This is a genomic window from Leisingera aquaemixtae, assembly GCF_019801145.1.
Classification (GTDB): domain Bacteria; phylum Pseudomonadota; class Alphaproteobacteria; order Rhodobacterales; family Rhodobacteraceae; genus Leisingera; species Leisingera aquaemixtae_A.
Window position 1 is genome coordinate 556,717 of record NZ_JAHVJQ010000001.1, and the last position, 23,017, is coordinate 579,733.

Annotated in this window: 25 protein-coding genes and 1 tRNA gene; 8 read left to right on the plus strand and 18 right to left on the minus strand. The window is 62.2% G+C overall.

Annotated elements, in window-relative coordinates; genetic code table 11:
* Nucleotides 1–62 precede the first annotated feature (62 nt).
* Entirely contained in the window at nt 63–1,280 is a 1,218-nt protein-coding gene (locus KUW17_RS02720) for an MFS transporter (RefSeq protein WP_222475738.1), read from the minus strand.
* Here KUW17_RS02720 and KUW17_RS02725 point away from each other — a divergent pair, their 5' ends adjacent.
* Nucleotides 1,281–2,027 (plus strand): DNA-3-methyladenine glycosylase family protein, encoded by a 747-nt coding sequence (locus KUW17_RS02725; protein ID WP_261396949.1) that lies wholly within the window; start codon nt 1,281–1,283, stop codon nt 2,025–2,027.
* Nucleotides 2,024–2,689 (plus strand): alpha/beta hydrolase, encoded by a 666-nt coding sequence (locus tag KUW17_RS02730; RefSeq protein WP_222475740.1) that lies wholly within the window; start codon nt 2,024–2,026, stop codon nt 2,687–2,689. The genes KUW17_RS02725 and KUW17_RS02730 overlap by 4 nt, the downstream gene beginning before the upstream one ends.
* 32 nt (nt 2,690–2,721) lie before the next feature.
* Here the strand turns inward: KUW17_RS02730 and KUW17_RS02735 are convergent, their stop codons facing one another.
* A complete protein-coding gene (locus KUW17_RS02735) occupies nt 2,722–3,144 on the minus strand; it encodes a VOC family protein (RefSeq protein ID WP_222475743.1) in 423 nt (140 codons plus the stop codon).
* Nucleotides 3,145–3,156: 12 nt separating this feature from the next.
* Nucleotides 3,157–3,810: a pseudouridine synthase gene (locus KUW17_RS02740; RefSeq protein ID WP_222475745.1), complete on the minus strand. Its 654-nt coding sequence runs from the start codon at nt 3,808–3,810 to the stop codon at nt 3,157–3,159.
* A 230-nt stretch (nt 3,811–4,040) separates the two neighbouring features.
* On the opposite strand from KUW17_RS02740, the gene KUW17_RS02745 reads away from it, so the two are divergent.
* Complete coding sequence (locus KUW17_RS02745) at nt 4,041–4,625, plus strand: HNH endonuclease (RefSeq protein ID WP_019297838.1); 585 nt, start codon at nt 4,041–4,043, stop codon at nt 4,623–4,625.
* A 178-nt stretch (nt 4,626–4,803) separates the two neighbouring features.
* Here KUW17_RS02745 and KUW17_RS02750 read toward each other — a convergent pair whose 3' ends face one another.
* The 8 genes from KUW17_RS02750 to rocF all read right to left on the minus strand — a co-directional run bounded on the left by KUW17_RS02750 (nt 4,804) and on the right by rocF (nt 10,860).
* On the minus strand, nt 4,804–5,169 hold the full coding sequence (locus KUW17_RS02750) for a hypothetical protein (RefSeq protein ID WP_222475746.1): 366 nt from the start codon (nt 5,167–5,169) through the stop codon (nt 4,804–4,806).
* A 337-nt stretch (nt 5,170–5,506) separates the two neighbouring features.
* Entirely contained in the window at nt 5,507–6,538 is a 1,032-nt protein-coding gene (locus tag KUW17_RS02755) for an AI-2E family transporter (RefSeq protein ID WP_222475748.1), read from the minus strand.
* Nucleotides 6,538–6,825, minus strand: coding sequence for a hypothetical protein (locus KUW17_RS02760; RefSeq protein ID WP_222475750.1), 288 nt, complete (start codon nt 6,823–6,825; stop codon nt 6,538–6,540). The genes KUW17_RS02755 and KUW17_RS02760 overlap by 1 nt, the downstream gene beginning before the upstream one ends.
* Before the next feature lie 361 nt (nt 6,826–7,186).
* Nucleotides 7,187–7,465, minus strand: a complete 279-nt coding sequence (locus tag KUW17_RS02765; protein ID WP_222475751.1) for a hypothetical protein — start codon at nt 7,463–7,465, stop codon at nt 7,187–7,189.
* 40 nt (nt 7,466–7,505) lie between these two features.
* Nucleotides 7,506–7,667, minus strand: coding sequence for a DUF1328 domain-containing protein (locus KUW17_RS02770; protein ID WP_222475752.1), 162 nt, complete (start codon nt 7,665–7,667; stop codon nt 7,506–7,508).
* Between the two features lie 297 nt (nt 7,668–7,964).
* Complete coding sequence (locus tag KUW17_RS02775) at nt 7,965–9,011, minus strand: ornithine cyclodeaminase (protein ID WP_222475753.1); 1,047 nt, start codon at nt 9,009–9,011, stop codon at nt 7,965–7,967.
* Nucleotides 9,008–9,937, minus strand: a complete 930-nt coding sequence (ctlX, locus tag KUW17_RS02780) for a citrulline utilization hydrolase CtlX (protein WP_222475754.1) — start codon at nt 9,935–9,937, stop codon at nt 9,008–9,010. The genes KUW17_RS02775 and ctlX overlap by 4 nt, the downstream gene beginning before the upstream one ends.
* The gene (gene rocF / locus KUW17_RS02785) at nt 9,934–10,860 is read right to left on the minus strand and encodes an arginase (RefSeq protein ID WP_222475755.1); all 927 of its coding nucleotides are present in this window, start codon (nt 10,858–10,860) and stop codon (nt 9,934–9,936) included. The genes ctlX and rocF overlap by 4 nt, the downstream gene beginning before the upstream one ends.
* A gap of 112 nt (nt 10,861–10,972) precedes the next feature.
* Between rocF and KUW17_RS02790 the strand changes: the two genes are divergently transcribed.
* Nucleotides 10,973–11,398, plus strand: a complete 426-nt coding sequence (locus KUW17_RS02790) for an Lrp/AsnC family transcriptional regulator (protein WP_065267363.1) — start codon at nt 10,973–10,975, stop codon at nt 11,396–11,398.
* A 61-nt stretch (nt 11,399–11,459) separates the two neighbouring features.
* Here the strand turns inward: KUW17_RS02790 and KUW17_RS02795 are convergent, their stop codons facing one another.
* Nucleotides 11,460–11,927 carry a disulfide bond formation protein B gene (locus KUW17_RS02795; protein WP_222475757.1) on the minus strand — a complete coding sequence of 156 codons (468 nt, stop codon included), beginning with the start codon at nt 11,925–11,927 and terminating at the stop codon, nt 11,460–11,462.
* 2 nt (nt 11,928–11,929) lie between these two features.
* Nucleotides 11,930–12,508, minus strand: a complete 579-nt coding sequence (locus KUW17_RS02800; protein WP_222476292.1) for a YqaA family protein — start codon at nt 12,506–12,508, stop codon at nt 11,930–11,932.
* A 164-nt stretch (nt 12,509–12,672) separates the two neighbouring features.
* Here KUW17_RS02800 and KUW17_RS02805 point away from each other — a divergent pair.
* Nucleotides 12,673–12,758: transfer RNA gene (locus KUW17_RS02805), tRNA-Leu, on the plus strand.
* Between the two features lie 55 nt (nt 12,759–12,813).
* On the opposite strand, the gene KUW17_RS02810 is transcribed toward KUW17_RS02805, so the two are convergent.
* The 4 genes from KUW17_RS02810 to KUW17_RS02825 all read right to left on the minus strand — a co-directional run bounded on the left by KUW17_RS02810 (nt 12,814) and on the right by KUW17_RS02825 (nt 16,662).
* Nucleotides 12,814–13,860, minus strand: a complete 1,047-nt coding sequence (locus KUW17_RS02810) for a dipeptidase (RefSeq protein WP_222475759.1) — start codon at nt 13,858–13,860, stop codon at nt 12,814–12,816.
* Between the two features lie 28 nt (nt 13,861–13,888).
* Entirely contained in the window at nt 13,889–14,554 is a 666-nt protein-coding gene (locus tag KUW17_RS02815; RefSeq protein WP_222475760.1) for a class II aldolase/adducin family protein, read from the minus strand.
* A gap of 16 nt (nt 14,555–14,570) precedes the next feature.
* A complete protein-coding gene (mtnA, locus tag KUW17_RS02820) occupies nt 14,571–15,677 on the minus strand; it encodes an S-methyl-5-thioribose-1-phosphate isomerase (RefSeq protein WP_222475761.1) in 1,107 nt (368 codons plus the stop codon).
* Nucleotides 15,678–15,816: 139 nt separating this feature from the next.
* Nucleotides 15,817–16,662 (minus strand): neutral zinc metallopeptidase, encoded by an 846-nt coding sequence (locus tag KUW17_RS02825; protein ID WP_222475762.1) that lies wholly within the window; start codon nt 16,660–16,662, stop codon nt 15,817–15,819.
* A 308-nt stretch (nt 16,663–16,970) separates the two neighbouring features.
* Here KUW17_RS02825 and KUW17_RS02830 point away from each other — a divergent pair, with 308 nt between their 5' ends.
* Entirely contained in the window at nt 16,971–18,122 is a 1,152-nt protein-coding gene (locus KUW17_RS02830; RefSeq protein ID WP_222475763.1) for an efflux RND transporter periplasmic adaptor subunit, read from the plus strand.
* A gap of 3 nt (nt 18,123–18,125) precedes the next feature.
* On the plus strand, nt 18,126–21,251 hold the full coding sequence (locus KUW17_RS02835) for an efflux RND transporter permease subunit (protein ID WP_222475764.1): 3,126 nt from the start codon (nt 18,126–18,128) through the stop codon (nt 21,249–21,251).
* A 76-nt stretch (nt 21,252–21,327) separates the two neighbouring features.
* Here KUW17_RS02835 and KUW17_RS02840 read toward each other — a convergent pair whose 3' ends face one another.
* Complete coding sequence (locus KUW17_RS02840) at nt 21,328–21,648, minus strand: hypothetical protein (RefSeq protein ID WP_261396950.1); 321 nt, start codon at nt 21,646–21,648, stop codon at nt 21,328–21,330.
* A 401-nt stretch (nt 21,649–22,049) separates the two neighbouring features.
* Here KUW17_RS02840 and KUW17_RS02845 point away from each other — a divergent pair, with 401 nt between their 5' ends.
* A complete protein-coding gene (locus KUW17_RS02845) occupies nt 22,050–23,015 on the plus strand; it encodes a TAXI family TRAP transporter solute-binding subunit (protein WP_222475765.1) in 966 nt (321 codons plus the stop codon).
* Nucleotides 23,016–23,017: the final 2 nt, after the last annotated feature.

The following is a 23,017-nucleotide window of genomic DNA, read 5'->3' on the forward strand; positions in this document are numbered from 1 at the left end:
CAGGTAAATAGGCGCCCGTTGGGGCGCCTTTTTCCTTTGTCCGGTCTGCCAAACTGACCCTGTCAGGCCTCCTTGGGCCGCATCACCAGCCACATCAGCGCGCCGCCAGCCAGCACCAGGAAGGGGGCCATGGCCATGTTGACCGCATTCCAGCCGTCCGCCGGGTTGCCGCCGGAGCAGTTCATCAGTCCGCCGGAGGCCAGCGACGCCATGGTCACACCGCCAAACACCAGAAGGTCGTTCAAACCCTGCATCCGGCCGCGCTCGTAACTTGCGTGGGCACCGGCCAGCATGGTGGTTGCGCCGATGAAACCAAAGTTCCAGCCCACGCCGAGCAGAACCAAGGCGATAAAGAAGTTTTCCAGATCGACCCCCTGCAGCGCCACCGCGCCGGCGCCGGCGAGGATCACCAGGCCTGCGGCGACAATCTTTTCCACACCGAAGCGGGCAATCAGGTGGCCGGTGAAGAAGGACGGCACATACATTGCCAAAACGTGAGAGGTGACTACATCAGCGGCGTTGCCCTCCGTAAAGCCGCAGCCAACCACGGCAAGCGGGGTCGAGGTCATCACCAGGTTCATCAGCGCATACGAGACCATGGCGCAGATCACCGCAACGGCGATAACCGGTGTCTTCAGCAACTCCAGGCGGCTGCGGCCCTTGGGGCTGTCCTGGCTGGGAACCGGCGGCCTGGGGATGTCCAGAAACAGGAACAGTGCTGCGCCCAGAACGTTGACGGCAATCACCGCCATGTAGGTTCCAAGGAACGGAATAACAAAGGCTTGGCTGGTGGCCTTCACAATTTGCGGGCCAATTACCGCTGCCGCCAGTCCGCCGGCCATCACGTAGGAAATCGCCTTGGGGCGGAACGCCTCGGACGCGGTGTCGGCTGCAGCAAAGCGGTAGAAACCATGCGCGCTCATGTAGACGCCTGTCAGCAGGCTGCCGAGCAGAAAGATCGGGAAGGAGCCGAGATAGAGCCCGTAGGCGCCGACCAGGCCGCCAACGGCGCCAAAGGCGGCACCGGTAAAGAAACCGGCGCGGCGTCCCCAGCGCTGCATGATGGCGGAGATCGGTGTGGCCGCCAGCATCGAACCGCCCACGATCAGCGAGATCGGCAGCGTCGCGAAACAGGGGTTGGACGCCAGCGACTGGCCCGCGAGCCCGCCAACGATGAAGATCATCGGCATCTGCGCGCCGAGGATCGCCTGGGCCAGCACCAGGATGGCAACGTTTTTCTTGGCGACCGCGTCGCTGGGGGTGGTCATGGTCATGCTCATATGGGATGCGTAGCGGTGAACCGGGGGCGGGGCAAGGCGCTTGCCGCGCTGGAGGGCCGCCGTTTTGCCGCGGCCAAAGGGGGTGACGTGGCGTCAGATCTACCGAGGTTTCTGCCGGGTGCGGGCCGGATCATTCAATGCGACGGCTGCGTCTCCGAGGGCGCTGAATGGCTGGCGGCACAGGACCGCCGGTTTGCCGAAGCGCTGGAACTGACCGGCCCGCTGCCCTTGCGGCGCAAGCCCGAAGGGTTTGCCGAACTGCTGAGTGCAATTGTCAGCCAGCAGGTGAGCGTGGCCTCTGCGAATGCGATCTGGAAACGGATGAAGGACGCCAGGCTGACAGGGCCGCGCAAGATACTGTGGGCAACGGACGATGATTTGCGCGCAGCCGGCCTCAGCCGCCAGAAGATACGCTATGCCCGGGCGCTGGCTGAGGCGCGCATTGATTTCAAGGCGTTGCGTAATGCTCCTGATGCGGAGGTGATCGCTACGCTGGTGCAGGTGCCGGGGATTGGCGTCTGGACCGCGGAGATTTACGCGATGTTTTCGCTGGGCCGTGCAGACGTGTTTGCCCATGGCGACCTGGCCCTGCAGGAGGCCGCGCGGGTCCTGTTCAGTCTGCCTGCCCGCCCCAAGGAGCGGGAGATGCGGCAAATCGCGGAAGCCTGGTCGCCGTGGCGGTCGGTTGCGGCGCGCATTCTGTGGGCCTATTACCGGGTGGCGAAGGACAGGGAAGGAATCCGATGACTCGTGTACTGAATGCCGGCCGCAAGGAGCCGCTCTCCGGCGAAACCCGCTCCGTTGTGGTGTTCCTGCATGGCTATGGCGCCAATGGCGCGGACCTGCTGGGGCTGGCCGACCCTCTGGGCGAACATCTGCCGGACACGCTGTTTGTCGCACCCGATGCGCCCGAGGCCTGCGCCGGTGCGCCGTTCGGCTTCCAGTGGTTTCCGATTCCCTGGATCGACGGTTCGTCGGAAGAGGAAAGCATGCGCGGGATGCAGGCTGCAGTGGAGGATCTGAACGCCTTCCTCGATGCGCTGATGGTGGACGAGGATGTTCTGCCGGAGCAGGTTGTGCTGTTTGGATTCAGCCAGGGCACCATGATGAGCCTGCATGTGGCGCCGCGGCGCGAGGACGCTGTATCCGGGATTGTTGCATTTTCCGGCCGTCTGCTGGCGCCGGAGCTTCTGAAGGATGAGGCGGTTTCCAAGATGCCTGTTCTGCTTGTGCATGGCGATCAGGACGACGTGGTGCCGGTGCAATCGCTGCCCGAGGCCGCCGAAGCACTGCAGGAAGCCGGTTTCCAAGATGTGTTTGCCCATATCCAGAAAGGCACCGCCCACGGTATCGCGCCGGACGGTCTGAGCGTGGCGCTGGCCTTCATGCGCGACAAGCTTGGCCTGTAAGCCGCTGAATTGAAGTTGGATTGTTCTGTGGGTCAATAGGCCCACAGATGCGGCTCGGCAATTTCGAGCGAGTTTCCGGCGGGATCGCGGAAATAGACCGACCGCGCGCCGCTGGGCCAGTCAAATTCGGATTCGATTTCCACGCCGGCCTCCAGCAGCCGGGCGCGCATCAGGAGCAGCGCTTCCCTCGGCTGGGAGAAACACAGATGCCCCGGCCCATGTGCGCCATGCGGCGGCACCGGCAATCGCGGATTTCCTGGTGGCTTCACGGTTTCGGCAGCATTGAACAGCAGCACGACGGCACTGCCGCAGCGGAAAAACACATGCCGGTTGCCGACCCGCTGGATGCATTCGAGCCCCAGCAGGCTGCCGTAAAACTCTTCAGCCGCGTCCAGATCGTCGACATAAAGCGACGCTTCCAGAATGGCATCGGGGGCAGGGGCTTGAGGCAGCATGATGGCAGGCTATCAGCGGCGCCTGGGCCTGTCACCTTTTGCCGGGCGCGGTAATGCGGCCTTGGGCCTGCGCGGCGGCTTTTGCGAGGGTTTGGGCGGGCCGGGCACGCGCGGCGGCTCCAGGTCCTCCCAGGCGCCCTGCGCCAGCCCGTCCAGCGTCCAGGCGCCAATGCTGTAGCGGATCAGCCGCAGGGTCGGATGCCCGACAGCCGCAGTCATGCGCCGCACCTGGCGGTTGCGGCCTTCACGGATGGTGAGCGAAATCCAGCTGTCGGGGACCGTCTTGCGCACCCGGACAGGCGGCGTGCGCGCCCAGAGCCCAGGCGGTTCCGGGATCACCTGCACCTTGGCGGGCCGGGTTTTTCCGTCCTTCAGATCAACGCCCTCCGCCAGCAGCCTGAGTGCTTCGGCGCTGGGAATGCCCTCGACCTGCACCCAGTAGGTCTTGTCCATCTTGTGCTTTGGGTCGGTGATCCAGGACTGCAGGCGGCCATTGTCCGTCAGCAGCATCAGCCCCTCGCTGTCGCGGTCCAGACGGCCGGCGGCATAGACGCCGGGGCAGTCGATATACTGGCTGAGCGTTGCCCGCGGGCTGTCCTGGCTGCCGCGGTCGGTGAACTGGGGCAGCACGTCATAGGGTTTGTTGAAGCGGATCAAACGGGTCATGGCAGGGCAATAGGCGGGGTGGGACGGCAGAGCAAGAGGCCCGAGGCGCAGCTGCTTGTGGATAACTGTCACCGTTGTGTTACCGGAAGCGGCTAAAAAGCTCCCGACATGTTGTGGATCATTGGGGCTTGTCAGGTGCCAACCACGATATATAGTCAAAGTGAGGCTGGGGCGGGTTCCCCGCTCTGGTTCCGGGAAACGGAAGATCAGGGCGAGGAAGACGTTCAAAAATGGATGGCGATTTCAGAGCAGAGTTTGTCAGATCTCCAGGGGCGCTGAAACAGCACCCCGCGCTGGTGCTGAATGCGGATTACCGGCCGCTATCATATTACCCGCTTTCTCTATGGTCCTGGCAGGATGCAGTTAAGGCAGCATGGCTCGACCGGGTGGCCATCGTGGCCGAGTATGACGAGGTCGTGCACAGTCCGAGCACCGAGATCCGAATACCGTCTGTGGTGGTTCTGAAAGATTATGTAAAACCTCAAAAGCGCGTGGCCTTCACGCGCTTTAATTTGTTTTTGCGGGATGAATTCTGCTGCCAGTATTGCGGCAGCAAGGGCGAACTGACATTCGACCATGTGGTGCCGCGCGCCGCCGGCGGTGTGACCAGCTGGGAAAACGTGGTTGCGGCCTGCAGCCCCTGCAACCTCAAGAAGGGGTCAAAGTCGCTGCACCGGGCGGGAATGTCGCTGCGCAAACCGCCGCGGCGCCCGGGCGCGGAGGAGTTGCGCAACACGGGACGCAAGTTCCCGCCCAACCACCTGCACGAAAGCTGGATGGACTTCCTTTACTGGGATACCGAGCTGGACGCTTGAGAAAGACCGCCTGGTTCGGCGCTGCCAAGCCTGAAACACGAGGACACTGCCGCGAGGGCCGTGCACGGCATCGCTGCGGCTCTTTAGACAAGATGCAATTCTCGGCCGGACAGGCCTGTTGCGGACTGCAAAAAGGCCAACCGGCCTTTTCACCTTGCTCAGCACTGCTGGCTTTGGCCTATTCACCGGCCAGAATCATAACCGCGTCCAGATGGCTCGTCGAAAACGGCCGGGTGAGCATCGGCAGGTCTTGCAGCTCCGGCTCCGTGCTTTCCCCGTTCACCAGAATAATGCGCCAGCCCTTGGCACGGGCCGTAAGCAGCCAGTCCCGGGCCGCCGGATCGCTGAGGGAAAAGGCAAAAAACACCAGCCGCGGCGGCGGCGTGCGGTCATCGAGAAAGGCCGTGCAAAGCTCGATCTTGGTTGCGCTGATAACGTTGTCCAGACCGCGGCGCATAAGATAGTCGGTGATATCGACAGCTTCCAACGTGTTTCCGGTCAGGATCAGAATGGGTGCTTCCGCACCGGTAGTCTCAGTACCCATAAGGTCTCCTCAAATTGTGGAGGAGAATTGCCACCGGCACTCGGGGTTCTCATTAAACTGTGACATATCAGGGAGAAAAAAATCCGCAGCTGACTGCAACCTCAGAGCCGGGCCTGGGAAGCTCGGAGGATGATTAAACACAAGGAGTGAGCTGTAAGATATTGATAAAATAAATATAAGTTACAGTCCTGGAGCGTGGCTGTAGTAAGTTTTTGCAGTGCCTGGGCGGCAGGCCGCGCTTCTTCGAATTGTCATGGTTTAAGTCCCGGCGCCGCGATGCGGGGCCGGGTAGCGGGCAGGCCTCGGCGGCGAGCTTCCAGGCGCGCAGCAGCGGCTATCAGACTACCTTTTGCAAAGGGTCGTCCGCGGTGTCGTCCGCAGCGCCGGGGTTCGGCTCCAGCAGCACACCCAGCCACAACAGCAGGGGCAGCGTTACAAAGGCGCCAACCGGTCCCCACAGCCACAGGCCGAAGACAATCGACAGAAAGATCAGCAGCGGGTTGATCGCCATGCGCTGGCCGACCACCAGCGGCGTGACGATGTTCGCCTCTGCCATGTTGAGCGCGAGGAACGCCAGCGGCGGCAGCACCGCATAGGCGCCATGGAACTGCAAGATGCCTGCAAGCGCCAGCCCCGATGCCACCAGCAGCGGGCCAAGATACAGCACATAGTTCAACAGCCCCGCGGCAAGCCCCCACAGGAGCGCATATTCAACTCCCAGCGCCATCATCGCCGCCGCCGTGGCCGCGCCGAGTCCGGCGTTGACCAGAGTGATTGCTGCAAAGTAGCGCGCCACAACCGTGTCAGCGTGCTTGAGCCGGTCTTTCAGCGGCCCGGTCAGCCGGTAGAGATCGTTGCGTGTCAGGGTGAAGAAGAACAGTGTGCCGACAAAGATGAACACCTGCGAGACAAAGCTGGGCGCCAGCCAAAGCGCATCGCCCACCGAAGGGATCGCCGTCTGCGGCTCCACCGCTTCGGCGCCGACGCTTTCCTCGATTTCCTGGCTGATCGTCTCGATGCCGCGCAGCAGATGCGATGCCTCGCCGATCAGGCGTGCCATCACCGCCTTGATGCGGGGAAGTTCCTCGATAAGCACGTTGATCAGCGGCTCGATCAGCAACAGGATCACCGCCACAAACAGGGTAGACAGCAGGAGCAGCGACAGGGCGATCACCAGCCGCGGCACCCCGTGGCGTGCCAGCTTGTCCGCCAGCGGCGACACCACGACGCCAAGCACCAGGGCAAAGCTCATCGGCGCCAGGATTTGCTGTGCCAGCTGCAGGGCTGTGGTGACAGCTATGACCGTCAGGATGAGCAGCATCACCCGCACGCCGCGGCCGCTGAGAGCTGTTATCAGGACACCAGGCATCAGTGCGCGGCGTTTTGCGGCGCAGTGGCCTTGAGTGTGCGGGGCGCGGCGCTGTCGCCCAGGGCGGCGGCGCCAGGGAACAGCAGCGGGTTGAGGCGGGCAAAGGCACTCACCTGTTGCACGGTTTCCTCCAGATGGAGGCGGCGCAGTCGCTGGCCGGGATCAAAGGCCTGCGCCGCGGGCCCGGCGCCTGTGCGGAGCGTCTCCTCCACGGCGCCCTTGGCCCGGTGCCACAGATCCGCAGCCTTGCGTCGGGCCTGCTGTTCCAGATCGGACGTATCGGTCATGTCATCTGCCTTTCTGCTGCCGGGCTGTCACAGGGAAACGTACCGGGGAAAAGTGGGTTGGATCCGGACGCATCGAAACGTCAAGCGCGAACTGGCAAGGAAACTGCCCCGGAAGCTGCTGCAAAGCGGCAAAAGCCGAGGATCAACGACAACAGAAACAGCTGTCCGGCAAGTTCGTAGATCATGACTTGGCCCCCCTTGGAAATAACGGTTCCGCAAGCTCAACGCGGGCAGCAGGAGATGGTTCCTTGTTTTTTGTATCGACTGGGACCCCGCTGTTCGCAGAGCGCCACAGCGTGACAAACGACCAAGCCGCGCGTTTGGCGCGGCTTGGTCGGAATACGGCTGTCCGCAGTTCGGATCAGTAGCGCCTGCGCATGGCAAGCCCCAGCAGAATGCCCGCGCCAAGTGCGCCTGCAAGTGCAAGCCCCGGGTTCTTCTTGACGAAGTCCTGGGTCTGGCCGGCAAAGCGCTGCACCTCGCCCGAGCTGTACTTCATCCCGGCATCCAAGTGTTCCTGCGCCGTTTGTACAGCCTGGGAGGCCTGCTCTTTGGCGCGGTCCGCAAGGCTGTCAGCGGAAGAGTCCTTGGCGCTGGCCTTGGTGTCGGGACGCCGCGTGGTTTCGGTCGTGCTGGTCATATCAACTTCCTCTTGGGTTTTCGGATGGGGGTGAGCTGGATCACTTGCGGATCAGGCGCAGGGCAATCGAAAGGACGAAGAGCACCAGGAAAATCACAAACAGGATCTTTGCGATCCCGGCTGACGCGCCCGCAATGCCGCTGAAGCCGAAAAGGGCAGCGATAAGTGCCACGATCAAGAATGTGAATGCCCAGCCAAGCATGTCTCTCGTTCCTGTTTCAGTTGTGCGCCGCTCTTAGCGCCGTGTGACAGAACAACGGCTGGGCGGGCGAATGGTTCCGCGCCGACAGCTGGAAACGCGGAAGGCTGGCGCTGAAACGGAAAACGGCCCCCGCCGGGACAGTAGCGGGGGCCGTTGAAGGACCAGACTGGTATTGGTCCTGAAGCAGGTTCAGGCTGCCTGCAGGTGCTCTACGCCTGCAGGCGGGCGTTGGTTCCCGCGCGGCTGCAGATCTTTTCAAAGGGCTGCCGGGAGGGAGATGCCCTATGCTGGCCTAAGTCAGCTCTTGGCCCGCTGCAGCATGCCGAACAGGTCGCGCGGATCGTCGGGGTCGGCCAGCATATCCAGGTCGATAAAGTAATCCGTGCCCTTGATGCGATCGCGGATATACCGCAGCGCCGAGAAATCCTCGATCGCGAAACCAACACTGTCGAACAGGGTGATCTGGCGGTCGCCGGTACGTCCCTGTTTCTTGCCGGAAATCACTTCCCACAATTCGGTGACCGGGAAATCCTCCGGCATCTGCTGGATCTCGCCTTCGATCCGCGTTTGCGGCGGGTATTCGACAAACACGTCGGAGCGGCTGAGGATGCCGGCTGCCAGTTCGGTCTTGCCGGGGCAGTCGCCGCCGATGGCGTTGATATGGACGCCGCTGCCGACCATGTTGTCGGTAAGGATGGTGGCATACTGCTTGTCGGCGGTGCAGGTGGTGAGAATCTGCGCGCCTTCAATGGCTTCTTCCGGTGTCTTGCAGCTAACGACCTCGATCCCAAGGCCTTGCAGGTTGCGGGCGCATTTTTCGGTGGCAGCTGAATCCTTGTCATACAGGCGCACGGATTTCAGGCCGATGATCGCCTTCATTGCGAGGGTCTGGAATTCAGACTGGGCGCCGTTGCCGATCATCGCCATGGTGGTCGCGCCCTTGGGCGCCAGATACTTGGCGGCCATTGCTGACGTTGCCGCGGTGCGCAGCGCGGTCAGCATGGTCATTTCGGTCAGCAGCACCGGATAACCGGTGTAGACATCCGCCAGAAGCCCAAAGGCGGTGACGGTCTGCAACCCTTCGGAGGTGTTCTTGGGGTGGCCATTCACGTATTTGAAGCCATAGGCCTCGCCATCTGAGGTCGGCATCAGTTCGATCACGCCGACATCCGAGTGGCTGGCAACGCGCGGGGTCTTGTCGAACAGCTCCCAGCGCTTGAAGTCCTCTTCGACATAATCCGCCAAGTCGCGCAGCATCTGCTCGATGCCAACGTGATGAATGAGGCGCATCATGTTGTCGACGCTGACAAAAGGCACCAGTGCCTTGTCCGAAGGCTGTGTCATGCGGATTTCCTTTCACGGGGGCTGAGGTGGATGCCTGCCAGCATGCAGCGCACCGACCCGCCTGCGGTTTCGATGGTTGGAATGGTCAAGGGGAGCAGCTCAGCGCTCTGCTCAATGATGGCGATCTGATCCGGACGCAGCGCCTGCAGTGCCGTTGCGGAAAGCGCCAAGAGGCGTCTGCGGCCTGTCAGCTCCAGCGCGTTGCCGGCGAAACTGGCGATCTGTTCCGGTGTCAGGTCAATGACTTGGCGGCCGGTTTCCTCCAGCCGCGCCGCAACTTCCGCACGGCGGGCGGGATCAACGATCATGTCCAGGCAGATCAGCGCGTATTCGGTGCCGATGCCCATCAGGACATTGGTGTGGTAAACGTCGCGGCCTGCATCATCTTTGGCTTCGAACACCATGGGTTCAAAGTTGAAATGGGTGCAGAACCGTTCCAGCAGCACCGGGTCTGCGCGGTTGGATTTCACCGTGTAAGCAATGCGCCCGATATGGTCGAGCACCATGGCGCCGGTGCCCTCCAGCGACAGGCCGTCCTGTTCCAGGCCGGAATAGTCGATCACGTCCTGCACCCGGTAGTCGCGTTTCAGAAGCTCGATAACATCCCAGCGGCGTTCCTTGCGACGGTTTTCGGCGTACATCGGATAAACCGCTACGTGGCCGCCGGCATGGGTGGAGAACCAGTTGTTCGGGAACACGCTGTCCGGCGTTTCAGTGGTGGTGTCGTCAAAGACATGCACCGTGACTCCGGCGCCGCGCAGGGTCTCGACCGCGCCGTCGAACTCCGCCAGCGCCTGCGCGGCGGTGGTCTCCGCCGAGGTATTCGCAAGCGTTTGGAAGGCGTTATCACCCTGTGTTTCAGGATTGGAGCGGAAGTGGTGCGGGCGCACCATCACCACCGCTGAGGGGGCTTGCAGGCTGCTCACTGGTAGCTCCGTGTCGGGCGGTCAAAGACGCGGCGGCCAAGCGCAGAGGCGCAGAGGTCCACCATCAGATGCGCGGTGCGGCCGCGCTCGTCCAGGAAGGGGTTCAGTTCAACCAGGTCCAGCGAAGTCATCAGGCCGGAATCATGCAGGATCTCGCAGACAAGGTGCGCCTCGCGCACGGTGGCGCCGCCCGGTACGGTGGTGCCGACGGCCGGGGCCACGGAGGGATCCAGGAAATCGACGTCCAGCGAGACATGCAGCATGCCATTGGCCTGCGCGACGTGATCCAGGAAGCGGTTCAGAGGTCCGGCAATACCGTTTTCGTCGATGTGGCGCATGTCGTGGGTGCGGATGGCACTGCCTTCCAGCGCAAGCCTTTCCTGCGTGTCGACAGACCGAAGGCCGATCATGCAGACATTCTCCTGCGGCACCGGGTTGTTCACTGCAGGAAAGCCTTCGAAGCCGTTGCGGCCAGTGAAATATCCAACCGGCGTGCCGTGCAGGTTGCCGCTGTCGGTCGTCTGCGGCGTATGGAAGTCGGTATGCGCGTCAAGCCACAGGACAAACAGCGGACGGCCTGCCTTGGCGGCATGGTTGGCGGCACCGGCAACCGACCCCAGCGACAGCGAATGGTCACCGCCGAGGAAAACCGGCATGCCGCGCCCCAGGGCGTCTTCGGCGGCCTGCGCCAGGCGCGAGGTCCAGCCGATGGTTTCGTTGCGGGCATAGACCAGCCCGTCGTTTGTGTCCTTGGCGTGGGTGTCCGGGGCCAGGTTGCCAAGGTCTTCCACTGTGTGGCCCAGGCTTTGCAGGGCTTCGGTGATGCCGGCGGTGCGGTAGGCGTCGGGGCCCATCAGGCAGCCCGCCCGGCGTTTGCCGCTGTCTACCGGGGCGCCAATCAGGATGCAGTGTTGTGAGGTCACTGTTTTGATCTCCCAAAATCTCAGGTTTAATACTAGAAACTTCCGAAACGTGATGGAATCCAGCAATCAATTTGCCCATGATGAGGGGCAATTGATCAAAACGGGGTAAGGTATGGACAAAACGGATGAGCGGCTGGTGTCAGCCCTGCGGCACAATGCACGGGCGTCGCTTTCGGATCTGGCGCTGGAGCTGAACCTGTCGCGGACCACCGTGCGGGCGCGGATCGAGCGGTTGCAGGCGCGCGGCGATATCCTGGGGTTTACCGTTGTCCTGAAGGAGGATGTCTTGCGCGACCCGGTGCGCGGGCTGATGATGATCGGGATCGAAGGCCGCGGCACCAGCCGCATCACCAGGCAGTTGCAGGGGCTGCCGGAAGTGCGGGCGATTCATACCACCAACGGGCGCTGGGATCTGATTGTTGAACTGGGCACCGAGACGCTGGAAACCCTGGATGCCGCCTTGGCCAAAATCCGGACGTTCGAAGGCGTCGTGAGCAGTGAAACCAATCTGCTGCTGGCAACCAAAAAAGACACCTGAGAAGTTCAGGTGCTCCAATGCGGCCAGTGGTTTGGCGGCCGCATTGCAGCCTGCTGGAATGTTAACTCTGTTTGCGGATGTGGTTGGCTGCGGCAATCCACAGCAGCGCAAGGCTGAAGGAGGCGATGGCGTTCCAGGTGGCCATGGAGAGCGACAGCATCTCCCACGGGACTTCGTCGCAGCGCACCAGCGGCGCAGCCATGATCTGCTCCATCAGCTGGTCGGGTGACAGCCCGCCAATGGGGCCGGAGGTGCAGGTGGTGGGCCCTTCCCACCAGCCGCGTTCCACCCCGGTGTGATAGGCGCCGACCCCGGCGGTGGCCAGCGCCGCCAGCGCACCCAGATACGGCAGAACTGCGCCTGGGATAATCAGCGCAAGGATGCCGATCCCAGCGGCAGCGGCATGGGGGTAGCGCTGCCAGTAGCAGAGCTTGCAGGGCGCCATTTCGCCGATGTACTGAAAACCCAGCGCGCCCAGAAGCAGCGCGGCAGAGCCGCCGGCGGCCAATACGATCAAAAGCCTGTGCATGATCAAATGTACCTCACCATCAGGAAGCCGCCGAACAGGAGCACCATGAAGGCTGTGAAAACCAGCCCCAGGCGGCGTTCAATAAAATCCCGGACCGGGGCGCCAAACTGCCACAGTAGGCCCGCGACGATGAAAAAACGCAGTGCGCGCGCCAGGATAGAAGTGGCAATGAATGTGCCAAGCGGCATCCCGGTCCAGCCCGACATGATGGTGATCACCTTGTAGGGGAATGGCGTGATGCCTGCGCCCAGCACTGCCCAGAACCCGAAATCGTTGAACCGGGTGTTGAACTCCGCCATGGCGTCGCCCTTGCCCATGGCTTCCAGAACCGGCTGTCCGATACCCTCGTAGAAAAAGGCACCGATAGCGTATCCCAGCACACCCCCGGCCACGGAGGCGATCAGCGCCACCAGCGCGATCAGCCAGGCACGCGACGGGCGGGCCAGGATCATCGGGATCATCAGAACGTCCGGCGGGATCGGGAACACCGAGCTTTCGACAAAGGCGACAACAGCCAGGCACCACAGCACCCTGGGATGATCGGCCAGGGCCATCGTCCGGTCATATAGCGGTTTCAGCATGCTGGGTCCTGCGTCCTCAACGGCTTTTGCCATGGGAGGTGGCATGCGCGCGGCGCTCCGTCAAGCTGCGAGGCTGCTGAATTTGCCGCGCAGAGTAATTTCAGCGGCGAAGCCCCGATTTGCCTCTGGACCTCGGCTGATTGCTTGGCTAGGAACAGACCGTGGCCCAAGTGGCGGAATGGTAGACGCAGGGGATTCAAAATCCCCCGATGGCAACATCGTGAGAGTTCGAGTCTCTCCTTGGGCACCACCGCAATCCTATGAAAACCAAGTGCTTGTGCCGTGATTGTGATGCGCGGGCGCTGTTAGGCCCAGGTCTGCTCCAAGTGGCGCAGCCAATTGCCATGGCACAGCTTTGCCATTAGCCTGTCGTCGTACCCACGCGCCTTCATTGCCTTGCGCAGAACCGGCAGCCCTGAGACATCCTTGATCTCGGCGGGCACGGTTGCGCCGTCAAAATCCGAACCCAGTCCGACCCTGTCCTCACCAAGTTCGCAGATGAGGTAATCTAGATGGTCAATCATCCGGCTGACCGGCGTGTCTGCGTCCATCCGCCCGTCTTCGCGCAGGAAGGCGACGGCGAAGTTCAGCCCCACCAGGCCGTCGCTGTCGCGGATGGCGTGCAGTTGCCTGTCTGTCAGATTCCGGCTGTGCGGGCAGAGAGCGTGAGCATTGGAATGGGTCGCCACCAGCGGCTTTCTGGAGTGTCTTGCAACATCCCAGAACCCGGCTTCGTTCAGGTGAGAGAGGTCAATCAGGATGTTCAGTTCATTGCACTTTTTCACCAGGCGAACACCATCGGCTGTCAAGCCGGGGCCGGTGTCCGGGCTGGAGGGGAAGCGGAACGGCACGCCATGGCCATATATCGTGGGGCGGCTCCAGACCGGGCCGAGCGAGCGCAATCCCGCGGAGTGCAGCACCTCCAGCAAATGGAAATCCGGGTCGATTGCTTCGGCGCCTTCCATATGCATGACGGCTGCCATGATACCGTCTTGCATTGCGCCGCGAATGTCAGCCGCAGTGCGGCATATCTTGAGCGCGCCTTGTGTTTCCAGACGGATCAGAATTGCGGCCTGAGCAAGGGCAATCGGCGCAGACCGCGGCCAGTCCGCTGCGGGTGGCAGCGGCAGGTCGTAGCTGTCTGCCATCATATCTTCCATGAAGGAAGCATCACCGTCGTGCGGGACGAAGATGGCAAAGAACCCGCCCGCAAAACCGCCCATCGTCGCTTTGAACAGGTCGATGTGATGGCCGCCAGAGCCCAAGAAACCGTCCTTGTCAGAAGCAACACTGCCAGACTGAATCTGCAGCAGCAGGTCGTTGTGCCCGTCGAAGATCAGCGGGTGTTTCATTCAGCCTCCATTTTGCGTCAACGCATGATCAGCGGCTGTCTTTCAGCCCGTAGTCCGTGAAGGCAGCGATCACTTCCGCCATTTCGTCTTCACTCAGGATGTGCGGCTTTCCGATGGTCAGGCTTGCCGTGTAACCCTTTGCCAGTGTTTCCAATTCCACCATGCGCCACAGCGCGCGCGGCAGGCTGTCCCCGGTTGCCACCGCACCATGGTTGGCCATCAGGCAGGCGCTGCGTTCCTGCAAGGCGCGGATGATATTTTCCGACAGATGCCGGCTGCCGAACAGCGCGTAATCCGCTACTGGAACATCGCTGCCACCAAAGGCTGCGACCATGTAGTGGCACGCCGGTATAGTCTGACGGTTCATCGCCAGCGCACTGCAGTAGACGGGATGGGCATGGACCACGGCATTCACGCCGGGTTTGGCCTGAAGGATCGCCATGTGAAAAGGCCACTCGGTCGAGGGCTTCAGCTGCCCCTGCTGTTCAGGGCTGCCGCCCAGCGGTATCAGCACAAGATCTTCAGGTGCCAGTTTCTCATAAGGAACGCCGGACGGGGTGATCAGCATGTGATTTTCCGCGCGAACCGAGATGTTGCCGGAGGTGCCCTGATTGATGCCCGCGGCGTTCATTTCCAGGCAGGCGTCAATCACCGCCTGCCGTAGTTCGGTGCAGTCGTGATACGGCGGCTTCATGGTGCGGCGTCCGGCATCAGGCGGATTTTGCTGCGGCCATTTCCGGAAACAGGCCTGCCAGGCCTTCCTCGGAGGCGTCGCAGATGCCGCGCTCGGTAATCAGCCCGGTAACCAGCCGGTTTGGCGTCACGTCAAACGCGGGGTTGCCGCCGGGGGTGCCGTCCGGTGTCACCTGTACAACGCTGATTGCGCCGTCTTCGGTCTTGCCCTGAACATGGGTGATCTCCCGCTCGCTGCGCTCCTCGATCGGGATCTCGGCAACGCCGTCGGAGACCGTCCAGTCGATGGTCGGCGAGGGCAGGGCGACATAGAACGGCACTCCGTTATCGCGGGCGGCCAGCGCCTTCAGATAGGTGCCGATCTTGTTGCAAACGTCGCCTTGGCGGGTGGTCCGGTCGGTGCCGGTGATGACCAGATCGACCTGGCCGTGCTGCATCAGGTGGCCGCCGGCGTTGTCGCTGATGTAGCTGTGGCTGATGCCGTGGCTGCCCAGCTCCCAGGAGGTCAGCGCCCCCTGGTTGCGGGGCCGTGTTTCGTCGACCCAGACGTGAATCGGAATGCCAGCCTCATGCGCCTGGTACATCGGGCTGGTGGCAGTGCCCCAGTCGACAGTTGCCAGCCAGCCGGCGTTGCAGTGAGTCAGCAGCCGGACCGGCTCACCCGCGGGTTTTCCGGCGGCGATCTGCCGGATCAGTTCCAGCCCGTGCGCGCCGAGGCTGCGGTTGATTTCGACATCCTCATCCGCAATCTCATGCGCCAGGGCCAGGGCAGCTGCGGCACGCTTTCCCTCATCCAGCGGCCTCAGGCGGCTGCGGCAGCGGTCCAGCGCCCAGCGCAGGTTGATCGCGGTCGGGCGTGTTGCGTTGAGGAAGCTCCAGGCCTGATCCATGGCCGCATCAGACGGGTCCAGCCGCATTGCGAGCGCCATCCCATAGGCGGCCGTCGCCCCGATCAGGGGGGCGCCGCGGATCCGCATCTCAACAATTGCATCGGCAAACTCCTGCAGCGTGTCCACCTGCTGAATGCGGAACTCATGCGGCAGCCAGCGCTGGTCGATGATCTGCAACGCATCCCGTTCGTAGTCCCACCACAGCGACCGGTAGTGCGTCCCGTCAACTTTCATTCGGCTGTCTCCCTTGGGTTGGCGCGGCACTGCACAGGCGGCCGGAAACGGCCGGCCGGGCACGCCCGGTGCGGTGCTGCCTGTGGGGTTACACAAGCATCAGCTTCAAGAGATTTCAATGGCCTGGACTATAAAAGTGTCACAGGGAATTGGCAGAGAAGGTATCACAGGCGTTCACATCACCCGTTTGATAGCCGCGGGCGAACCATTCCTGCCGCTGTGCGCTGGTGCCGTGGGAAAACGTATGCGGCTGCGGCACCCGGCCGGCATTGCGCTGCAGCGTGTCATCGCCGATCTGCTTGGCTGCGTTCATCGCCTCTTCAACGTCGCCGGGTTCCAGCGTGCCCAGCGCGTCCTGTGCGTAGCGTGCCCAGATCCCGGAGAAGCAATCGGCCTGCAGCTCTGTGCGGACAGATATGGCATTGGACTCAACCTCGCTCACGCGGGCCCTTATGCGCTGGGTTTCGCCCAGGATGCCAAGCTCGTTCTGGACATGATGGGCAACTTCGTGGGCGACGACATAGGCTGCTGCAAAATCGCCGCGTGCGCCCAGCCGCTGGCTGAGTGTGGTGAAGAAGGAGGTGTCGAGGTAAACCTTTTCGTCCAGCGGGCAGTAAAACGGTCCGGTTGCACCGGAGGCCCCGCCGCAGGGCGATTGTGTCACCCCTTTGTACAGAACAAGAACCGCCGGGCTGTATCGGCGTCCGAGCTGCTGTTTGAAGACGGAGGCCCAGACGTCTTCGGTATCGGCGAGGGCAACGCTGACGAATTCCGCGGCTTCCTGGTCGGCTGCCGTGACCGGCGCCGGGCTGCCGCTTTGCGGTGCGGAGCCTTGCAGCAGCGGAGTCAGATCCACCCCTAAAAAGGCACCTGCAACAACGATCAGAAGAAGGCCGGCCCCGCCGAAACCTGCAGTCCGGCCTGTCATCCGGCGGCCCCGCCGGTCCTCGATATTCCGGCTTCCCCGCCGCCCTCTCCACCGCATGTCATTCTCCTTGCTTGCAGGCCAGGCTTCTTTGCCGGAACAAGGTAACGGCCTTGCACCCGTTATCAAATCCCGTAAGCACGGGTGGCCCGCCCCTGCATACCAAGAACGCCTGCCTGCGGGCCGCGGTTCCATTGATATCTGGTCACTGGTGGCCTTCCGGAAACGACGGAAGTTTCAGGGCAACGCGTGTGCAGCTTGCAGATGTGTGCTGGGACGGTATTCAATAGGGCAACGATTTGGATACGGGGCGGCACGCCGGGTTTACGGCTGCGCTGAAATTTTCTGTTTAATTGAAAGGCTCAAGAATGACGTGTTTCTGGAACAGGGGCCTGACCGGCCGGACCGGGCTTGCAATGGTGGCCGCGCTAGGCCTGGCAGCTGCGGATGCGGCGCTGGCGCAGCAGCAGGGTGGCGCCCCCAAGGTGTCGGTCTCCGAGGCGGTGATCAAGCCGATCAAGGACACCGCAACCTTTATCGGCCGCGGCGAGGCGATCGACAAAGCCGATATCATGGCCCGGGTTAGCGGCTACTTGGAGGAAGTGCTGGTCCAGGACGGCGCAGAAGTTGAAAAGGGTGACATTCTGTTCCGGATCGAGCGCAGCGCCTATGAAGCGGTGCTGGAAAGCCGCCGGGCGGAACTGGCACAGGCAGAAGCCAACCTAGAGCTGGCGTCGCTGGAACTGGTGCGCAAGCAGGAGCTGTTCGAGCGCGGCTCTGTCCCGGAAACCGACCGCGACACCGCCCGCGCCAATGAACTTGTGGCAGAGGCGCAGGTGCGGGCTGCCCGGGCGGCCATCCAGCAGGCAGAGCTGGACCTGAGCTACACCGAAATTCACGCCCCCTTCTCGGGCCGCGTCGGGCGTGTCGAGGTCAGTATCGGCGACGTGGTTAGCCCCAGCGGCTCACCGCTGGTCAACATCGTGCGCGAAGCGCCGGTTTATGTGTCCTTCTCGCTGAATGAAAAGCAGTTCGTCGAGATCCTGCAGGAGCTGGAAGCCAACGGCGTCGACCGCGGCAACACCGAATCCGCGCCGGAGGTGTTCGTGGTGCTGCCCAACGGCGCAGAACTGGAGGAGAAGGGCCGGATTGCCTTTGCCGGCAACCGGGTGGATCCCGCGACCGGCGCGGTCACCGTGCGGGCAAAGTTCCAGAACGAGGACCGGCTGATCCTGGACGGTGCTTTCCTCACCGTGGGCCTGCAATCCCAGCAAGCGGTCGACCGGATTGTCATCAGCCAGGCCGCGATCCAGCGCGATCAGCAGGGGCCGTTTGTTCTGGTGGTGGATGACAGCAACCAGGTGCAGCAGCGCTACATTGCGACGGGCGATGTGCAGGGCACGGGGATCATCGTGCTGGACGGGCTGACCAATGGTGAAACCGTGGTGGTCGAGGGGCTGCAGAAGATCCGCCCCGGCGTTGAGGTGGATCCGGTCATGGCCGCCCAGTCTGGAGAGTAAGCGATGTTTTCCTCCACATTCATTTCAAGGCCGAAATTCGCGATCGTCATTTCCCTGGTGCTGACGGTTATGGGTGTCATCGGCTATTTCGCGCTGCCGGTGGCGCAGTTCCCGGAAATCACGCCGCCGGTGGTGAATGTCACCGCCACATACACCGGCGCCAATGCGGAAACCGTTGAAAAGAGCGTCGCCGCACCAATCGAAGCGCAAGTCAACGGCGTGGACGGAATGCTCTACATGTCCTCCACGTCCGCCGACAACGGCAGCTATTCTTTGGCGGTGACCTTTGAGGTCGGAACTGATCCGGATATCGCCTCGGTCAACGTGCAGAACCGGGTGGCACAGGCAACCGCAGCCCTTCCTTCCGAGGTCAATGCCAATGGCGTTGTCACCCAGAAAAGCTCTTCCAACATGCTGCTGGTGACGGCGCTGACTTCGCCCAACGGGTCCTATGACAGCGTGTTCCTGTCGAACTATGCCGCCATCAACATCAAGGATGCGCTGGCGCGGGTCAGCGGCGTCGGCAAGGCGGATATTCTGACCAATTTCGAATACGCCATGCGGGTCTGGCTGGACCCGAACAAGATGGCGGGACTGGGGATTTCGCCTGGTGACGTCATCAATGCGGTGAAGGAACAGAATATTGAAGTGTCAGCCGGGCAGGTGGGTGCACCCCCGGTGCCAAGTGACCAGGTGTTTCAGTACACGATCAAATCGAAGGGTCGCCTGACCGAGGTCAGCGAGTTCGAAGACATCGTGATCCGCACCGGCGAGGGCGGCAGCACTGTGCGCCTTGCCGATATTGGAAGGGTCGAACTGGGCGCTTCCAACTACAGCGCGTCCGGCTATTTCGACGGCGTGCCGGCGACCATTCTGGCCATCTACCAGGCTCCTGGCGCCAACGCGCTGGCAGTATCGGAGGCCGTTTTGGCAGAGCTTGACCGGCTTTCGGAGGACTTCCCCGAGGATGTCGCCTATTCGGTGCCGTTCAATACCACGGATTTTGTCGAACAGTCGCTGAACGACGTGATCACCACGCTGATGATGACCTTCGTGCTGGTGATCTCGGTCGTGTTCATCTTTCTGGGGTCGTTCCGTGCCACGATCATTCCTGCGGTGGCGATTCCGGTTTCGCTGATCGGCACATTTGCCTTCCTGCTGGCGCTTGGCATGTCGCTCAACACCATCTCGCTGTTTGCACTGGTGCTGGCGATCGGCATCGTGGTGGATGACGCCATCGTGGTGGTCGAAAACGTCGAGCGCATCATTGCCGAGGAGGGGCTGTCTCCGCCTGAGGCAACCCGCAAGGCAATGGGCCAGATCACCGGCCCGGTGATTGCCACCACGCTGGTGCTGCTGGCGGTGTTTGTGCCGGTTACCTTCATGCCGGGAATCACCGGCAGGCTTTACTCGCAGTTTGCGGTGACGATTTCTGTCGCCGTGGTCATTTCGTCGGTAAACGCGCTGACGCTGTCGCCTGCTCTCTGCGGCATTGTTCTCAAACCGCGGTCCGGCCCGCCTAAGGGGCTGCTGGCGATGTTCGAGAACATGATCGGCGGTGTGCGCGGCGGCTACCTGAGCATCGTGACCCGTTTGCTGCGGCTGCCGGTGATCGGGCTTGCGATCATTGCCGCCGTGGCCTTCGGCACCGGATTGGTCTTCAATTCGACATCCAAGGGCTTCCTGCCGCTGGAAGACAACGGCTATCTGTTTGTGGATGTTCAGCTGCCCGATGCCGCGGCGCTGGGGCGGACCGAGACGGTGACCAGCCGGATCGACGAGCAGATCCGCCAGATCCCCGGGGTCAAGGGCACTGTTCTGGTGAACGGCTTCAGCTTGCTGAACGGCTCCAGTGCCAATGGGGCGATGATCATTGCCAACCTGGCGCCTTGGGATGACCGGCAGGAAAAAGCGCTGCAACCCGATGCCATCCTTGGCCAGATCTACGGCATCGCCAACGGCGAGGCCGCGGCCAGCATTGTTGCCTTCAACCCGCCGCCGATCTCCGGTCTGGGCATGTCGGCCGGTGTTGAAATGGCGGTGCAGCAGACCGCTGGCGGCACCCCGCAGGATCTGGCGCAGTCTGTCGGCTCGCTGGTCTATTCTGCCAATCAGCGGCCCGAGATCGCCCAGTCCTACACCACCTTCCGGGCCAACGTTCCGCAGGTGTTTGTCGATCTGGACCGCGAGAAGGCCAAGACGCTGAACGTGCCGATTGCCGAGGTGTTCCAGACCATGCAGGCGCATCTGGGATCGTACTATGTCAACGACTTCAACCTATTCGGCCGCGTCTACAAGGTGATGCTGCAGGCGGAGGGGTCCTACCGCGACAAGATCGAGGACATCGGCGGCCTGTACGTGCGGGCGCAATCCGGGGAGATGGTGCCGCTGTCCACGCTTATCGACGTCGAGAATGTGCTGGGGCCGGTGCTTCTGAAACGCCACAACATCTTCCGCTCCGCCACGGTGACCGCGGTTCCGGCGCCTGGCCTGTCCACTGGCGACGCGATCCGGGTGATGCAGGAGGAAGCCGCGACCGCGTTGCCGCCGGGCTATGCGTTTGAATGGACCGGCACCGCGCAGCAGCAGCTGGATTCAGCAGGGATGGTCACCGTCATTCTGGCGATGGCGGTTCTGTTCGGCTACCTGTTCCTGGTGGCGCAGTATGAAAGCTGGACGATGCCGGTGGCAATTCTGCTGTCAGTCATTGTCGCGCTGTTCGGGGCCGTGGCAGCGGTGGCAATCGCCGGCAATGACATCAACCTTTATACCCAGATCGGGATGATCATGCTGATCGGCCTAGCGTCAAAGAACGCCATCCTGATCGTTGAATTCGCGATGGAGCAGCGGGCCGCGGGCCTGACCATCAGGGAAGCCGCGCAGGAAGCTGCCAAACAGCGTTTCCGCGCGGTGATGATGACGGCACTGTCCTTCCTGCTGGGTGTGGTGCCGCTGATGATCGCCTCCGGTGCGGGGGCTGCCAGCCAGCGCGCCATTGGTATCGCGGTCTTCGGCGGCATGCTGGCGGCCACCGTCGTCGGCGTGATTGTCGTGCCGGTGCTTTATGCGATGATGCAAGGCCTGCGGGAGCGGGTGAAAGGAGCGCCTGCGGCAAGCCCGGCAGACTAAAACAGTTTGCCCCGCCAGCCGGCCGGCTGGCGGGGTGTTTCAATCCATGGCTGGGAATTCGGCGCGGCGCGCGGTGTCAGCCCAGACGCGCGCGAAGACCGCGTTCATGGGCAGTCGCCAGGATCAGCTCCCACTTCCGCGGCGTGCTTCGGAACTCCGGCTCCACATCGCAAGTCAACGGCGCGCTGGCGCCTTTCGGCATTTTGCGGGCCTCGGCGGAGACGCACCGCTCCAAAGCCCAGAAATCCGTCAGGGACGGGTTGTCAAATATCACTTGGCTAAGCAGCATCGCTGCAAGCTCCCTGTCAATTCTGATGCGGCTTCGGTCCCAAATGACCGTGCCGCGTATTTTTTTTGTGTGACGCTTGATAGCGGCGTTTTCAGCGTCTGTCACCATTCTGTTTTACAAGCGGGCAAGTTTGCAGAAGACGCTTTGGGAACTGTACCTCCGGTCCCGGGTGCCCCTAGCCGGCACCGGGCAGGTGGAATCGCGTACAAGGTGATTTTCCTTGCAAGAAAAAACTTTGCGGCCCAGCGGGTGAAGAAGCCGGAGGTTTTACGGGGAAAAATGGCTAACTGTCGTCAGCAGCACGAAAAAGGCGGGCAAAATGGGTGCGGCAATAAATAGCACCCTTGACTTGGACAGGTGGCAGTGAAACCCTTCTGCGCGTGCAAAAAATTTCGGCACGCACCCTGATTGGCAGGCCAGTTTCCCTCACCGGGACGAAATCCGGACACCAGTTGGACAGCCGTTCAAGCAGGGCTGCAAATCATAAGACAAGTGGGAGAGACTTGATCATGAAACACACCAAGCTGGCTATCGGTGCATTGGTGGCGGCGTCCTTTGGGGCACCCGCAGCATTTGCTCAGGAATACATCACCATCGGCACCGGCGGCGTGACCGGCGTTTATTACCCGACCGGCGGCGCCATTTGCCGTCTGGTGAACAAGGGCCGTAAGGAACACGGCTTCAAATGCGCCGTCGAGTCCACCGGCGGCTCGGTCTACAACATCAACACCATCCGCGAAGGTGAGCTGCAGTTCGGCGTGGCCCAGTCCGACTGGCAGTACCATGCCTACAACGGTTCCTCCAAGTTCGAGGAAGCAGGCCCGTTCGAAGGTCTGCGTGCCGTGTTCTCGGTGCACCCGGAACCCTTCACCGTTGTTGCCCGTGCGGATGCAGGTATCTCCACCTTTGATGACCTTAAAGGCAAGCGCGTCAACATCGGCAACCCTGGTTCCGGCCAGCGCGGCACCATGGAAGTGCTGATGGAAGCCAAGGGCTGGGGCATGGAAGATTTCGCCCTGGCGACTGAGCTGAAGGCGGCGGAGCAGTCCGCAGCGCTGTGCGACAACCAGATCGACGCGATGATCTATACCGTTGGCCACCCGTCCGGCTCCATCCAGGAAGCCACCACCGCCTGTGACTCGGTCCTGGTGACTGTGGACGGCGAAGCGGTTGAGAAACTGGTTGCAGACAACTCCTTCTACCGCACCGCGACCATTCCTGGCGGCATGTACCGCGGGTCCGACAACGACACCAACACCTTTGGCGTCGGCGCGACCTTCGTGACCTCTGCCGACGTGTCCGAAGATGCTGTGTACGCGGTGGTCAGCTCGGTCTTTGAAAACTTCGAGGCCTTCCAGAAACTGCACCCGGCCTTTGCCAACCTGAAGCCGGAAGAGATGATCGCGGACGGCCTGTCGGCACCGCTGCATCCGGGCGCAGAAAAGTACTACAAAGAAAAAGGCTGGATCGAATAATC

Excerpts from the sequence above, each read along its gene's own strand:
- KUW17_RS02720 (WP_222475738.1), bottom strand. The coding sequence starts at position 1,280 with ATGAGCATGACCATGACCACCCCCAGCGACGCGGTCGCCAAGAAAAAC.
- KUW17_RS02725 (WP_261396949.1), top strand. The coding sequence starts at position 1,281 with ATGGGATGCGTAGCGGTGAACCGGGGGCGGGGCAAGGCGCTTGCCGCG.
- KUW17_RS02730 (WP_222475740.1), top strand. The coding sequence starts at position 2,024 with ATGACTCGTGTACTGAATGCCGGCCGCAAGGAGCCGCTCTCCGGCGAA.
- KUW17_RS02735 (WP_222475743.1), bottom strand. The coding sequence starts at position 3,144 with ATGCTGCCTCAAGCCCCTGCCCCCGATGCCATTCTGGAAGCGTCGCTT.
- KUW17_RS02740 (WP_222475745.1), bottom strand. The coding sequence starts at position 3,810 with ATGACCCGTTTGATCCGCTTCAACAAACCCTATGACGTGCTGCCCCAG.
- KUW17_RS02745 (WP_019297838.1), top strand. The coding sequence starts at position 4,041 with ATGGATGGCGATTTCAGAGCAGAGTTTGTCAGATCTCCAGGGGCGCTG.
- KUW17_RS02750 (WP_222475746.1), bottom strand. The coding sequence starts at position 5,169 with ATGGGTACTGAGACTACCGGTGCGGAAGCACCCATTCTGATCCTGACC.
- KUW17_RS02755 (WP_222475748.1), bottom strand. The coding sequence starts at position 6,538 with ATGCCTGGTGTCCTGATAACAGCTCTCAGCGGCCGCGGCGTGCGGGTG.
- KUW17_RS02760 (WP_222475750.1), bottom strand. The coding sequence starts at position 6,825 with ATGACCGATACGTCCGATCTGGAACAGCAGGCCCGACGCAAGGCTGCG.
- KUW17_RS02765 (WP_222475751.1), bottom strand. The coding sequence starts at position 7,465 with ATGACCAGCACGACCGAAACCACGCGGCGTCCCGACACCAAGGCCAGC.
- KUW17_RS02770 (WP_222475752.1), bottom strand. The coding sequence starts at position 7,667 with ATGCTTGGCTGGGCATTCACATTCTTGATCGTGGCACTTATCGCTGCC.
- KUW17_RS02775 (WP_222475753.1), bottom strand. The coding sequence starts at position 9,011 with ATGACACAGCCTTCGGACAAGGCACTGGTGCCTTTTGTCAGCGTCGAC.
- KUW17_RS02790 (WP_065267363.1), top strand. The coding sequence starts at position 10,973 with ATGGACAAAACGGATGAGCGGCTGGTGTCAGCCCTGCGGCACAATGCA.
- KUW17_RS02795 (WP_222475757.1), bottom strand. The coding sequence starts at position 11,927 with ATGCACAGGCTTTTGATCGTATTGGCCGCCGGCGGCTCTGCCGCGCTG.
- KUW17_RS02800 (WP_222476292.1), bottom strand. The coding sequence starts at position 12,508 with ATGCTGAAACCGCTATATGACCGGACGATGGCCCTGGCCGATCATCCC.
- KUW17_RS02810 (WP_222475759.1), bottom strand. The coding sequence starts at position 13,860 with ATGAAACACCCGCTGATCTTCGACGGGCACAACGACCTGCTGCTGCAG.
- KUW17_RS02815 (WP_222475760.1), bottom strand. The coding sequence starts at position 14,554 with ATGAAGCCGCCGTATCACGACTGCACCGAACTACGGCAGGCGGTGATT.
- mtnA (WP_222475761.1), bottom strand. The coding sequence starts at position 15,677 with ATGAAAGTTGACGGGACGCACTACCGGTCGCTGTGGTGGGACTACGAA.
- KUW17_RS02825 (WP_222475762.1), bottom strand. The coding sequence starts at position 16,662 with ATGCGGTGGAGAGGGCGGCGGGGAAGCCGGAATATCGAGGACCGGCGG.
- KUW17_RS02830 (WP_222475763.1), top strand. The coding sequence starts at position 16,971 with ATGACGTGTTTCTGGAACAGGGGCCTGACCGGCCGGACCGGGCTTGCA.
- KUW17_RS02835 (WP_222475764.1), top strand. The coding sequence starts at position 18,126 with ATGTTTTCCTCCACATTCATTTCAAGGCCGAAATTCGCGATCGTCATT.
- KUW17_RS02840 (WP_261396950.1), bottom strand. The coding sequence starts at position 21,648 with ATGGTGACAGACGCTGAAAACGCCGCTATCAAGCGTCACACAAAAAAA.
- KUW17_RS02845 (WP_222475765.1), top strand. The coding sequence starts at position 22,050 with ATGAAACACACCAAGCTGGCTATCGGTGCATTGGTGGCGGCGTCCTTT.